Origin of the sequence: Selenomonas ruminantium subsp. lactilytica TAM6421 (genome assembly GCF_000284095.1) — a bacterium.
Taxonomy (GTDB): domain Bacteria; phylum Bacillota; class Negativicutes; order Selenomonadales; family Selenomonadaceae; genus Selenomonas_A; species Selenomonas_A lactilytica.
The window spans coordinates 700,517-714,022 of sequence record NC_017068.1 but is presented as its reverse complement, the minus strand read 5'-3'; the positions used below and the strand labels follow the sequence as shown (position 1 = coordinate 714,022).

At 52.8% G+C, this 13,506-nt stretch carries 14 protein-coding genes; 3 read left to right on the top strand and 11 right to left on the bottom strand.

Annotated features, from left to right (window positions below; all coding sequences use genetic code 11):
- Positions 1 to 13: 13 nt before the first annotated feature.
- From SELR_RS03365 to SELR_RS17585, 4 genes are all read right to left on the bottom strand, one after another.
- Positions 14 to 1,135 carry a murein hydrolase activator EnvC family protein gene (locus SELR_RS03365; protein WP_014423795.1) on the bottom strand — a complete coding sequence of 374 codons (1,122 nt, stop codon included), beginning with the start codon at positions 1,133 to 1,135 and terminating at the stop codon, positions 14 to 16.
- Positions 1,136 to 1,139: 4 nt separating this feature from the next.
- A complete protein-coding gene (ftsX, locus tag SELR_RS03360) occupies positions 1,140 to 2,027 on the bottom strand; it encodes a permease-like cell division protein FtsX (RefSeq protein WP_014423794.1) in 888 nt (295 codons plus the stop codon).
- On the bottom strand, positions 2,017 to 2,703 hold the full coding sequence (gene ftsE, locus SELR_RS03355) for a cell division ATP-binding protein FtsE (protein ID WP_014423793.1): 687 nt from the start codon (positions 2,701 to 2,703) through the stop codon (positions 2,017 to 2,019). Before ftsE ends, ftsX begins: the two co-directional genes overlap by 11 nt.
- A gap of 100 nt (positions 2,704 to 2,803) precedes the next feature.
- On the bottom strand, positions 2,804 to 4,033 hold the full coding sequence (locus tag SELR_RS17585) for a GGDEF domain-containing protein (protein ID WP_014423792.1): 1,230 nt from the start codon (positions 4,031 to 4,033) through the stop codon (positions 2,804 to 2,806).
- Positions 4,034 to 4,222: 189 nt separating this feature from the next.
- On the opposite strand from SELR_RS17585, the gene SELR_RS03345 reads away from it, so the two are divergent.
- Positions 4,223 to 5,446: an HAD family hydrolase gene (locus SELR_RS03345; protein WP_014423791.1), complete on the top strand. Its 1,224-nt coding sequence runs from the start codon at positions 4,223 to 4,225 to the stop codon at positions 5,444 to 5,446.
- 114 nt (positions 5,447 to 5,560) lie between these two features.
- Here SELR_RS03345 and SELR_RS03340 read toward each other — a convergent pair whose 3' ends face one another.
- From SELR_RS03340 to rny, 6 genes are all read right to left on the bottom strand, one after another.
- Positions 5,561 to 6,394 carry an Asp23/Gls24 family envelope stress response protein gene (locus SELR_RS03340; protein ID WP_014423790.1) on the bottom strand — a complete coding sequence of 278 codons (834 nt, stop codon included), beginning with the start codon at positions 6,392 to 6,394 and terminating at the stop codon, positions 5,561 to 5,563.
- A gap of 14 nt (positions 6,395 to 6,408) precedes the next feature.
- Entirely contained in the window at positions 6,409 to 7,245 is an 837-nt protein-coding gene (locus SELR_RS03335) for a PHP domain-containing protein (protein ID WP_014423789.1), read from the bottom strand.
- A gap of 37 nt (positions 7,246 to 7,282) precedes the next feature.
- The gene (locus SELR_RS03330; protein WP_014423788.1) at positions 7,283 to 7,543 is read right to left on the bottom strand and encodes a stage V sporulation protein S; all 261 of its coding nucleotides are present in this window, start codon (positions 7,541 to 7,543) and stop codon (positions 7,283 to 7,285) included.
- 154 nt (positions 7,544 to 7,697) lie between these two features.
- The gene (locus tag SELR_RS03325) at positions 7,698 to 8,477 is read right to left on the bottom strand and encodes a TIGR00282 family metallophosphoesterase (RefSeq protein WP_014423787.1); all 780 of its coding nucleotides are present in this window, start codon (positions 8,475 to 8,477) and stop codon (positions 7,698 to 7,700) included.
- A gap of 12 nt (positions 8,478 to 8,489) precedes the next feature.
- Positions 8,490 to 9,029, bottom strand: a complete 540-nt coding sequence (locus SELR_RS03320) for a hypothetical protein (RefSeq protein ID WP_014423786.1) — start codon at positions 9,027 to 9,029, stop codon at positions 8,490 to 8,492.
- 81 nt (positions 9,030 to 9,110) lie between these two features.
- Entirely contained in the window at positions 9,111 to 10,655 is a 1,545-nt protein-coding gene (gene rny, locus SELR_RS03315; RefSeq protein WP_014423785.1) for a ribonuclease Y, read from the bottom strand.
- Between the two features lie 175 nt (positions 10,656 to 10,830).
- Between rny and SELR_RS03310 the strand changes: the two genes are divergently transcribed.
- Complete coding sequence (locus SELR_RS03310; protein ID WP_014423784.1) at positions 10,831 to 11,121, top strand: hypothetical protein; 291 nt, start codon at positions 10,831 to 10,833, stop codon at positions 11,119 to 11,121.
- A 37-nt stretch (positions 11,122 to 11,158) separates the two neighbouring features.
- Here the strand turns inward: SELR_RS03310 and SELR_RS03305 are convergent, their stop codons facing one another.
- Positions 11,159 to 12,181 (bottom strand): nucleoside/nucleotide kinase family protein, encoded by a 1,023-nt coding sequence (locus SELR_RS03305; protein WP_014423783.1) that lies wholly within the window; start codon positions 12,179 to 12,181, stop codon positions 11,159 to 11,161.
- Positions 12,182 to 12,425: 244 nt separating this feature from the next.
- Here SELR_RS03305 and SELR_RS03300 point away from each other — a divergent pair, with 244 nt between their 5' ends.
- Positions 12,426 to 13,502, top strand: a complete 1,077-nt coding sequence (locus tag SELR_RS03300; protein ID WP_014423782.1) for a M48 family metallopeptidase — start codon at positions 12,426 to 12,428, stop codon at positions 13,500 to 13,502.
- Positions 13,503 to 13,506: the final 4 nt, after the last annotated feature.

Sequence of the window (13,506 nt, the reverse complement as noted above, 5' to 3'; positions counted from 1 at the left end):
TCTATCGAAACGATCAAAGATAACCATGGGGGCTGACCGGTGAACCGTTCTGACGCACCTCGAAATGGCAGTGCGGGCCGGTAGAATTGCCCGTAGAACCGCAGTAAGCAATGGTCTGCCCCTGACTTACGCTCTGCCCCACCGACACCGCCAGGGACTGATTATGACCATAGAGGGTGGTGATGCCGCCGCCATGGTTGATGATGACCGTATTGCCATAGCCGGAAATCCAGCCTGCATATTCCACGGTGCCAGAGGAGGCTGCCGCAATGGGCGTGCCGTAATCTGCACCGATATCGATACCGCTATGGTATTTCCGCGTCCCCGTGATAGGATGGGTGCGCCAGCCATATTCCGAGGTGATCGTACCGCCCACCGGCCAGATCATGGAGCCATTGCCCCCCCCGCCGCCGACAGGCGCCGGCAGGTTGGCCATGCTGCTGCGCCGCAGCATATCCTCAATCTGTTTGGAAGCAGCCAGCATTTCATCGTACTGCCGGTCAACAGTAGCCTTATCACTCTTCATCTGATCGATGATGGCCTTGCGTTTCCGGACCTTCTCCTCCATGATTTCCCGGGCCTGCCGGGCCTTGAGTTCCTGTTCTGCCCGGGCCTTGCGGTCTTTTTCCAGGCTCTTCTGGGTGGTCTCGATTTCTTCCTTTTCGTCCAGCACCAGATGCACGAGGTCATAATCCTGCTTGATGACCTTTTTCAAAAGATCCATGCGCGTCATCAGGTCGGAAAAATCCTTGGCCCCGAAGAGCACATCCAGGTAGGAAATCTGACCGTTCACATAGATATCCCGCACCCGCTTGCCCAGCTTCGTACTCTTTTTATCGTAGTCCGCTTCCACTTCCTTGAGGCGGCTTTCGTTCTTATCCATGCGCTCCACGGTTTCATCCAGCGCTGCCTTCAATTCCTTGTGCTGGGCTATAGCCGCATCGGCCTCTTCATCAATCTGCCGCTTTTCTTCGGACAGGGACTCGATCTTCGACTGCAAGGCAGCACTCCTGCCCTTGAGTTCCTCGGCCTTCTTGTCATAACCGGCCTTGTCATCTTCCAGTGAAGCATACGCTGTGGAAGCCGTCAGCACCACCGAAAGGGTGGCCGCTGTTATCTTCTGCCAATTTTTCATAACGTCAAACCTCAAGGAAACGCTTCAACGAGAACGCCGAGCCGATGGCACCGATCACCATGCCAGAAAGGACGATCCCCACCGTCACATAATTCATAAAGGGATACTGGGGCATCAAGGGGAAAAAGGCCAGCGTACTGTAGATTTTCGCCGCCATAGCCGCATAGAAGCTGCGCAGGGCGATAGCCGACAAAATACCGCCGATACAGCCCAGCACGATGCCTTCCATCAGGAAAGGCCAACGGATGAACCAGTCAGTAGCCCCCACATATTTCATGATGGCAATCTCCTTGCGCCGGGCAAACACCGTCAAGCGGATGGTATTGGAAATGATGAAGATGGTGGCACCAGCCAGAAGCAGCATCAGCACCAGGCCGAAAATACGCATAAGCCGGGTGATATCAAAAAGATGCTCCACCACATCCTGCCCATACTTGGCCGATTCCACCCCATCCATGCGCTCGATGGCCTTGGCTGCGGTCTCCACCATTTCCGGTGTCTTTACCGTCACCTCAAAGGCATCCGGCAAAGGATTCTTGTCCCCCAGAGCATCCAGCAGATACTTTTGGTCCCCCAGACGCTCGGAGAGGCGCTCCTTGGCCTCATCCTTATCCACGTATTTAACGGTATCGATGCCCTGCATCTTTTCAATATCGCTTTGCAGATCGATCCGCGCCTGCTTTTTCATATCATCCTGCAGATAGACGCTGATCTGTACCTGGGATTCCAAAGTGGAAGCCATGCGGTTCATATTGAGCACAAGAATCAGAAATACCCCCAGCACAAACAGGGACACAGCCACCGTGCCGATGGAGGCAAAGGACATCCAGTTATTGCGCCGCAGGGAACGGAGCACTTCCTGGATGAAATATTCACCAGTCCTAAGCTTCATAGCCATAACCTCCCCGCTGCTGGTCGCGCACAATGCGGCCGTCTTCAATGGCGATAACCCGCTTTTTCATGGTATCTACGATATTGCGGTCGTGAGTAGCCATGACGATGGTCGTCCCGGCCTTGTTGATACGCCGGAAGATATCCATGATATCCCAGCTGGTTTCCGGATCGAGGTTACCTGTGGGTTCGTCTGCAATCACGATGGAAGGATTGTTGACAATGGCCCGGGCGATGGCTACACGCTGCTGCTCGCCGCCCGATAGCTGGGAGGGAAAGCTGCGGTACTTATCCCTGAGGCCTACCACATCCAACACGGAATTGACACTTCTCTGCATGGTGCGGCGCGGCGCCTCGATAACCTGCATGGCAAAGGCCACATTCTCAAACACCGTCTTATCCGGCAGCAGGCGGTAATCCTGGAAGATAACGCCCAGCTCACGGCGCAGATAAGGAACCTCTGAACGATCCATGGCCACCACATCATGGCCATTCACCAGCAGTTTTCCTTCCGTAGGCAGTTCCTCCCGGAACAGCATCTTGATAAAGGTGGACTTGCCCGCGCCACTGGGCCCCACTACAAAGACAAACTCGCCCTTCTTGATATCCACATTGACGTGGTTCAGGGCCACCACGCCTGTATCATAGGTCTTGCTGACCTCCCGCATCTGTATCATCAGGAATTTTCCTCCATAAAATAAACTAGCTTATATTTTACCATAAAATGACCGGTCAACGCAAAATTTGACCGGTCAAAAATGGCATCTTTGCCTATAGTCATGAATCATCGAAAGCCGGGAAGGAATCGGCTTTCAACTCACGCTTCCGCTTGTACATCCGCACATCAGCGCGTTCAAAGATTTTTTTATAACTGTTGTCCTGCATAGGCTTATACTCTGCCATTCCCACTGCAATCACCACGGCATCATTTCGCTGATTTTTCTCAACCTCCTGATTGAATGCCTGCAGCAGCGCCGCCCTGTTATGATAGTCCTCCCGTTCCAGGATGGCCACGAATTCATCGCCGCCCACACGGTATACGGGGCTTTTCTTGAATATCGTACAGATCAGGCTGCACGCCTGGCGGATGAATTCATCGCCAACATCATGACCAAGATTATCATTCACCCATTTCAGATTATTGACATCAAAGACGGCAATAGCCAGTTCCTCTACACTTCCCCGCTCAATCTGCTTGTCAATCAGCTCCGTCTTTTCCGCATAGGCCAGCTTGCTCTTGACGCCGGTAAGGGAATCCGTATAGGCAAGCCCCCATGCTGACTTCAGCTCCAGGAACTGTTCCTTTTCCCGTTCCAGGGCGATTTCCAGATTGCTGCGATATTCTTCCCGCTCATTCTCAATGACGAAAGTCCGCAACAGGCAGGAGCCCAGCATATAGCTGATGGCATAGAGGGGATACGTGGGGAAGAATACCTGCACCGCAATGAACACCATCATGGTCAGACCGGACAGGCCGATTGCCAAATGACGCTTGCGCTGCTTTTCCGTAGTCGTAGAGACAAAAACAAGGGTGTACAGGGAAATCACCATCAGCATGATGACCTGATAGACAAAGATCATATCACGGGCTATTCCCGCATGATAGATTCCTTCCGCATCAAAATAGAACATCACGGGGCACCAGCGGTTCACCAGCGTACTGATTACCACTACAATGAGCAGAACCAGTCCCGTGTACGTCAGGAATTTCCTGAATCCTCCCTTTATCCCCAGATAGATTACAACATAATACAACCAAAGCAGCACCCCGACTGCCATAACGATAAAATACACCTCAGTATCTACATACAACCAATCCAGTTCAGAAATATCATATAGCCAGGCCCAAAGCAGATCCGTGATATAGTAGAGGATGACCACATACAAAAAATGACGGTAACTCCTCTGCGGACCTTCCGCCTCTGCATTTCCCCGGGTGAACAGCACATCATGATTGGTTATCAGCAGTATCAACAGAGCCAAAAAATCAATCAGGCAATAATACATATACGCCCTGCCCCCTTATCCCTGCTCTCTTCCTCATTCCCGAATTTTCAATCAACAATTATATTCGCGAAAAAAAAAAAAAAACCTGCATTTCAATAATAATATTTTCCACAGGCAGCTGCAATTCCTACATGAAAAAGGAAAAATCCTTATTTATGCCGAATATCAATGGAGAAGCGAGGGATTATCATGAAAAAACATATGACAAGTCTTTATCTATTCGTACTAGCGCTTATCCTGGCTGGCGGCATCGGCTATTATTGGCATAGCCAGGGTATTGATGACCTGCTGGTCATAAATGCAGCAGCAGCCACGCTTATTGCCGCCCTGCCGCTCTCCTATATGCTGGGAAAGATCCTGCCCTTTACCCGTGGTGCCCGGCAGGCAAAGAAAAACGATATCATCCTCCAGCACAGCAGCCAGCTGGCCGATATCGGCAATATCGACACCCTGATCCTGGGGCGTCACGGCATTGTGACCGAAGGTCATCCCTATGTGGCCAGCCTCTATCCCGCCGGTGTCAGCCAGAACACCTTACTGGCTCTGGCGGCTTCTGCTGAAAAGGAAGCCACCCATCCTTTAGGCAAGGCCATCTATGAAACAGCCAGCCAGCGGGGCGTCCAGCTCCTCGAAGCCAGCACCTTCACCGAAGTCCCCGGCGGCGGCGTGGAAGCCATCGTGGGACGCAATTCCCTGCGGGTGGGCAGCCTGTTCTGGCTCAAGAAGGAAGGCATTGATATCAGCGCTGATCTCCTCACCAAAAACGACCAGCTGGCCCAAAGAGGCCATAGCACCATCTTTGTGGCCAACGGCAAATACTGCCGGGGCATCATCGCCGTAGACGATGCTTTGGATAATAACACGCTGACCGCCATCCACAAGCTGCAGCGCCAGCACATCCGTACTGTGATGCTCACGCGGGAGAACAAACGCACGGCTGAAGCCATCGGCCAAAAAGCCGGCCTTGATTCCGTCCATGGCCAGCTGACGCTGGAAGGCAAGCTCCGGGAGCTCCAGCTCCTGAAAGCCCGCGGCACCGGTGTGGCCATCGTGGAACGCGGCAAGGTTCCCGATGAACTGGGCAAAGCCGTTGACGCCGTTATCGAGCTGGCCCCGGCCAGACACCCACTGGATAATGAAACCGGCCTGCCACCCGCCCAGCAGGAAAATCCTCAGGCCATCTTCCTGCGCAGCGGGCTGCTCTGGGACTTTGCCGTCCTGCGGGAAATCGGCCAAGCCACCCTGAGCCGCATCAACCAGAACAAACTTATTTCCCTGATCACCTTCGCCGTAATCCTGCCCCTGTCCGCCGGTGCTCTCTATCCCTTCGGCCTCCCCTTCCTCCCCGCCTGGGGCGCGCTGGCAGGCCAGGCGCTGGCCCTATTGCTGGTAACCATAAACTCCCTGCGGTAATTACGCAAAAGCCCGGTGGCTGGCGATTGCTTTTCGTAGCGTTTGGCGCTTTTTGTCAAAGCGAAGAAAAGTAATTGTCGGCCACCGGGCGTCTTACCACCACGATGTAAACCATCATGCTTTTACATATAGTGTTTTTACCTGAATATTGACCTCATGCACGATCATGCCCGTCATATACTCCACCGCATCCCGCACATCTTTCTGTGCCTGCCCCAGCAGCGTGGGAATATGGTTGCCATAGGTCAGCACCACGCCGCAGACAATCTTGAGGCCCAAATCCTCCTCGCCCCGCATCAGATGCTTGACCTGCAGGCCATCCACCTTCGTGATGGCCTCAAATTTCTTCAGCACCACCTGCACGATGGACTTGACTGCCGAATCGTCGATGCTGAGCTTGCCATAATAACTGAACACCGGCCGCACAATGGACTTTTCGCCCAAACGACGCCGCTTAGTGGATGACCGCTTAAACAAGGTCTGCAACGGGTCCACCAGATAACCGGAAAAATGCGGCTTGAGCTCGATGGTAGGCACCGGAATGATATGCTTGCCTTCCTTCAGCCGATGGTACTGCGCCGCCGCCATCTCCTGCTTGGTAGCCACATCCTCGATGTGGATGATCTTGGCAATCTGCGGCAGATGCAGCGCCTTGGCAATCTTGAACACCATATTCTCCGAAGTGCCCAGAATCAGGATACGGTGCGGTTTAGCCTCCTTGATGGCCGCCTGCACCTCTTCAGCATGTCCCGGCAGCACAAAAATTGCCCGCCGTACAGCCATGATCTTGCTCGGTTCTTTTTTCGCGGAATGACCGCCTACTATCTTGCCGTCCTTAATCAGGATTCCGTCATCGATAATGGCGTCCGCCTTATGTTTATGCGCCACAATCAGCGCATGGTGGCTTTTGCCGGTACCACTGGGCCCGACTAAAGCAATCACATCCATATCAGCACTCCTGACTAATTATTGAACTTCCCCAAGGGACGGTAAAAGGCTTCCGCCCACTTGTCTTCAATGGTAAAGACTCCCACCTCTGCCGGATAGCGCGTGGGATAACCATGAAAATCTGAACCGCCTGAAGGCAGAAGGTTAAACTCCTTGGCCATCGTATAATAGCGGGCCGTATCCTCGGCATCATGCTGGGGATAGAAAACCTCCAGCCCCTCAATGCCCCGCTGGCACAAATCCCGCACCAGCTCATCGTCCCCCACCAATTTGGGATGAGCCAGCACCGGCGTACCACCGGCAGCCTTGACCAGCTGAATGATTTCTTCCACTTCCAAATGGTAATGCGGCACATAGGCCGGTTTTCCCTTTTGCAGCACAGCCGCAAAAGCCTCCTTCACGGAAGAAAAACAGCCTTTTCTGACCAGCACCCGGGCAATATGGGAACGGCTGATGGATTTGCTGGCCCCGGCCAGAGTAAGCACCTCGCCCTCGGTTATGGGATAACCAAGTTCCTGCAATTTCGCCACCATATCACTGAACCGCGTCCAGCGCGCTTCCGTCACATCGTTCAATTTATCAATCAGATCAGGATAGTAAATATCCACATTAAAGCCCAAGATATGAATTTCATGCACCGGATGATGAGCACTGAACTCAATTCCCGGAATCACATGAATCCCCCGCGTAGGGTATCCTCCGTTCTCATACAGATAGCTGACACCGTCCACCGTATCATGATCGGTTATGGCTATGTATTTGAGACCGGCAGCTTTTGCCGCTGCCACAAGTTCCTCCGGCGTAAGTTTTCCATCGGAGTATGTTGTGTGCATGTGCAAATCACTTGCCATGTATTGTCACTCCTATGCCGAATCAGCGCGGACTCTTTTAGCGCGGTTCAACGATAAGTTTGATAGCAGTGCGCTCTTCACCCTCGATATTGATATCGGTAAAAGCCGGAATGCAGATCAGGTCAATGCCGTGCGGTGCCACAAAGCCCCGGGCGATGGCTACAGCCTTCACCGCCTGATTAAGAGCTCCAGCACCAATGGCCTGCATTTCCGCACTGGAATGCTCCCGAAGCACACCAGCCAAAGCTCCTGCCACTGAATTCGGATTCGATTTCGCAGATACCTTCAAGATTTCCATGATTCGCACACGTCCTCTCTTGCAACAAAACTGCAACAATGTTCTAGATTTTTCCTATGACATATCTAACTGATACTAACTTAGTATTCTGCATAGGCGGAAAAAATCCTGCCTCAGGGAAAATTCTTCTGAAAATCTTTCGGTCTTCTGCTTTTTACTCTTTGATCAATATCCGCTCGACACCAACCGTCCTGTTCGTGGCATCATCGATGTCCACAATCAGGGCCGAGTACACCATGGGCCCACTTTCTTCCAGGTCGAAACGGCAGGGCAGGCAGGTAGTGAACTTCTGCAGGATGATTTCCGTCTTCACCCCGAGGATGGAATTCCAGGGCCCCACCATGCCAAGGTCCGTGATGTATGCCGTGCCTTCCGGCAGGATGCGGTCATCGGCTGTCTGGATATGGGTATGGGTGCCCACCACCGCATTTACCCGACCATCCAGGTACCAGCCCATGGCCATCTTCTCCGAAGTGGTCTCCGCATGGAAATCCAGGAAAATGATATCGCACTCCCGCTGCAGTTCCCGCAGGATTTCCTCGATTTTCTGAAAGGGGCAGTCCATATCCGGCATAAAGGCCCGGCCCGAGAGATTGACCACGCCGATATTCTTCGCCTTGAAGGGATAGACGCAATATCCTTTGCCCGGTGCTCCTTCCGGATAGTTGGCCGGCCGGATCAGGAAGGGTTCCTGATCGATGAATTCCAGCACATCCTTCTTGTCCCAGACATGGTTTCCCGAGGTGATGATATCCGCCCCACCATGATACAGGCCATCCAGTGACTTGCGGGTATACCCCTTGCCGCCGGCAGAGTTTTCTCCGTTGACGATCACCACATCGATATTCTTTTCGGCTTTGAGCTGGGGGGTGTATTTCTGAAACGCCTTACGCCCTGGTTTGCCCACCACATCGCCAACCAGCATTACACGCATAATTTACTCCTCTCAACGGTTGTAGACTACAACCTTATCCTTATCCCGCATGCCGATCATGCGCTCCTTGATGCGGCTGGACTGCGCCAGATCGAACATCTGATCCAGCAGATTGCTCTGCATCGTCGAAAACTCCGGCTCCAGCGCATCCAGGGTATGCACATCGATCTGCAGGGCCTCACCGAATTTCTCATGGAACAATTCCGTCAGCAGGTTGAGCTCACCCCGCAGCATGGAAACCAGCTGCCGCCGCACATGAACCGTCATGAGCTTGCCATTCACATCGGCATCGATGGCCAGCCACACCGGGCCGCCACCATGCAGATCATGGTAAGTCTGCACGCTCTTGTCCACGAGGCTGGCAAATTCCTCCATTTCCTCCCGGCCGATCTTCGCCTCCACCACAAAATCCAACGTGATTTCCGTCTCTTTGGGATCGTAAGCCACGGCATAGAGTTCCGGATAACATACCAGCATCGAGGCCAGAAGCTGTACACCGGTACTCATTTCCTTACGGCCGGTATTTTTGCCATTCAGGTTAAATCCAAACATAATTGTATCCTCTCCATAAGTGTAAGAGAGGGCGCAAGGCTCATCGCCTGCACCCTCCTCACTTATGCGCTTACACGCACCTTATTTTGCATAATCCACAACGCGGGTTTCCCGGATGATCGTGGCCTTGATCTGGCCAGGATATTCCAGTTCTTCCTCGATTTTTTTCACGATGTTATGAGCCAGCGCTACAGCTTCCGTGTCGTCAACCTTATCCGGTTTCACCATGACGCGGATTTCGCGGCCGGCCTGAATAACAAAGCAACGCTCAACGCCTTCATAGGATTCAGCGATCTCTTCCAGACTCTTCAAGCGTTTCAGATAGGATTCCAGGCTCTCACGACGAGCACCCGGACGAGCTGCCGATACAGCATCGGCGGCGGCTACCAGCACAGCTTCTACGCTGGTGGCTTCTACATCACCATGATGGGCGGCGATGCAGTTGATTACATCCTTGGACTCCCGGAACTTCCGGGCAATGTCAGCACCAATCGTGGTGTGACTGCCTTCCACTTCGTGGTCGATGGCCTTGCCGATATCATGCAGCAGGCCACCACGCTTAGCCAGCGTTACATCACAGCCCAATTCCGAAGCCATGACGCCAGCCAGATGAGAAACCTCGATGGAATGGTTCAGCACGTTCTGGCCGTAACTCGTGCGATAGCGCAGACGGCCCAGGAGCTTGATAAGCTCCGGATGGATACCATGGACACCGGTATCAAAGGTTGCCTGCTCACCGGCTTCCTTGATGCGCATATCCACTTCCCGTTTGGCTTTCTCCACCATCTCTTCGATGCGGGCCGGATGAATACGGCCATCCTGGATCAGCTTTTCCAAAGCGATGCGGGCCGTTTCCCGGCGTACGGGATCGAAGCCCGACAGGATAACGGCTTCCGGCGTATCGTCGATGATGAGGTCAATGCCCGTCAGCGTTTCCAGCGTGCGGATATTGCGGCCCTCGCGGCCGATGATGCGGCCTTTCATCTCGTCGTTGGGCAGGGCCACCACGGATACCGTGGTTTCTGCCACATGATCAGCAGCACAGCGCTGAATGGCCTGGCTCAGAATATCCCGGGCCTTCTTGTCCGATTCATCTTTGATCTGCTGCTCATACTCCTTGATCTTCATGGCCTTTTCATGCTTCAGCTCTTCTTCGGCTTCAGCCATGAGCATTACCCTTGCTTCCTCAGCAGTCAGGCTGGAAATGCGTTCCAGTTCCGTCTTCTGCTTTTCGTGCATCTCATCAATCGCCTGCTGGGTTTTGTCGATGCGGGCTTCCTTGCGGGAAAGGCCCTCTTCCTTCTTCTCCAGAGAATCCAGCTTGCGGTCAAGATTTTCTTCTTTCTGTACTACGCGGCGTTCCTGGCGCTGAAGCTCGCTGCGACGTTCTTTCGTCTCGCGATCGAGCTCCTGACGCTGACGATGGATTTCCTCCTTCGCCTCGAGCAGGGCTTCCTTTTTCTTCGTTTCGCCTTTTTCTTCTGCATCCGCTACAATGCGTTTTGCTTCTTCTTCAGCGGAACCGATCTGGGCTTCGGCGGTACGCTTGCGCGCCGTATAACCAACACCGGCACCGATGATTGCTGCGATTATTACCGCTACTACTTCGATAACGATAATACTCACCCCCTTCTTGCTTATTTGCGTTCATGCATTATTTATTTGTTTCGATAGTTCATTGACTATACCCTACTATTTTAATGTTTTTCCCCATAAGTGTCAAGAAATCTGTAGTCAAATCGGCAGAAATGAAGTAAAATAGAAAGGTATTTGTCTTTGAGGATTTTTTGGGGGTAATCATATGTTGAAATGTTCGGAGTGCGGCCGGGATCTGCCGGAAAAAGAGGCACTTGTCAATAAGAATGAAGCTGGCGAGCAGCGCATCATCTGCCCGGAATGCTTCCAGAAACTCACCGGCGTGGATTACAAGACCTTTGCTTACCGCAAGGAAAACGCCAAACAGACGCTTTTGGCAGTGCTCTTCTGCCTTGGCGCCACCATCTATGCCTTCGTGGAAAAAGGCGTGGAATGGGGTATCGGCGGCATCGTGCTGACGATTCTCGTGTATCTCTTCTCCAGCAAGGTGAAATGATGATGACCGGTCAACTGACCGGTCATTTTGCTTTTTGCTATTTCATGATTTCCTTGAGTTCTTCTGCGGTCACCTGGAAGGTATCCAGAATGGCCTTGCTGCTCATGGTTCCATTCTCGTAAAGCTTCCTAAGGATTGCCTTGCGGGCAGCTTCCATACCCTGTACATAGCCTTCGTCATAAAGCGGCGGCTTGATTCCCTGTTCAGCATGGCGGTTATTGAGTCCCCCCAGCAGGGAATTATTCAGCTGCACATCGGGCTTTTTCCAGAGGGCATCCCTGTCTACCATGCGGGTGGGAATGATTTTTCCCTTGAGCTGATAATCGCCATCGTAGAGCATCTGCCAGGTTTCATTAGCCGGCCAGGATTTCTTGAGGCAGCGTTCCACATTGAGCTTGTCGCTCTTCTGATAGAATTTCTTTGCCGCTTCCATGGTACTGCCCCCCGCCATCTTGCGGCGGATCAGGCGCTCCTTGAGATCCTGCGGCTCCGCACTGATGAACAGACTGTAATCGGCAAAAGAACGCACATTCTGCCAGTGATCCTCCCCCAGCAGCAGCCAATTGCCTTCCAGGATGACAATCGGCCTTTTTACCGTGATCATTTCCTCCAGCACATCATGGATGGTGCGGTCATAGACCGGCCAGCGCACATTTTCCTTGCGCACATCGGTGAGCTTGCCGATCAATTTGTCCACGGCAAAGGTTTCCGGACTGCCCTTGATGGAGCTCAGGGGAATAAGCTGCCCTCCCCGCTCGATGCTATGGGTGGTCAGATACTTGTTAGGATAATGGAATCCATCCAGCCCCAGGGCCTGTACCGGCACAAGCTCCTCATCGGTATTGGACAGCCGCTCCAAAAACAGAGCCAGCGTGGACTTGCCTACTCCCGGCGGTGCCGCCAGAAACACAATCATGCGCCGTCCCAATTTTGCCTGCATCTTGCTCATCCGCCGTAAAAAAGGCAGGAACAGATTATCAATGGTGGCCTGATTATACTGCACCTTATGGGCCAACCCGTTGATCATGAGCCGGCAGGTGCGCCATTCTTTTTCACGCATTTTGCTACCTCCTTGTAATCCCTATCTATCATAGCAGTCCTTCCTTGCTCTGACAATCTCCACTAATATTATCGTCCGATCCGGACAAAAGTTAAGGCCTTTTCGCTCCTCCCCATAACGTGCAAAATGACTTTTCTTATATTTCAATTAAAAATCTGAAAATATCAACACAATGCTGTATTTTTTCGCTATAATAGATGTTAGAATAGAATCTTTACGGATGCAACAGGAGGTTTTTCTTATCATGAATGACAAACAGTTAAAACGCAAAGTAATCACCGGACTCACGGCCCTCTGTCTATCCTTTCCCCTGAGCTTCGGCATGGCTCAGTCGCCGGCAGCGGAAGCCGGCTGGGCTGAGAATATAGCCGGTGCGGTGATTGGCGGCGCGGCAGCCCACAGCCAGCTGAACAGCACGCTGCACAAATACAACGACACCGAGCAGGGCCGTCAGGAAATGCTGGCGCAGATGAAAAAACAGTACGGTGTCAATTACGACAGCTATCTCAACAACCAGCTGAACCGCATCATGACCAATCTTACCAGGGGTATCGGTGCCGTCGATCCTTCCATTTACAAAAAGCCCTATAATTACTTCATCAACAATCAGAAGAGCTTCAATGCCTTCTGCACCCTGGGACACAACCTCAGCGTCAATACCGGTCTTTACAATGTATTGCATAATGAGGATGAAATCGCCGTGGTGCTGGCCCATGAATTAGGCCATGGCCAGAAAGACCATCCGGCCAAAGGTGCCCGCCGCGCCCTGAATGTACAGATTCTCGGTGCCGCCACCGGGTCTCAGGTTGGCCAGGTCATGGCCACCGTAGTAAACAACCGCCATATCACCAAACCCATGGAACGGGAAGCCGATGCCCTGGCCTTTGACTACATCACCCACGCCGGCTACAACCCCGGTGCCTGTGCCGCTGTCTGGCAGCGCGTCATGGATAAGTCTCAGGGCCATCCTTCCGAGTTTCAGAAATTCATGTCCGATCATCCTGCCAATGATGACCGCCGGGATGCCTATGCCAAGAAGCTCAACCAGTACAGCAACGGCCATGTGACTAACAAAGACGGTGTGATCAAAGTCAACACGGCGGTCTTCTGCACCCCAGCTGCAGCTGGCGGCATGAGTGCCAAGGAACGCTCTTACTTCGTCATGGGCAATCTGGCGGCCGCTTACCATAACGGTCATAACACCCGGGCTGCCTATACCAACGGCAATACGGTAATGCTGGGGCAGCAGCCCATCATCACCTGCACCGACGGCGACGAAAGCGCCCAAACCCTTGCCGAACGCCTGAATAAGATCAAGTAAAAGG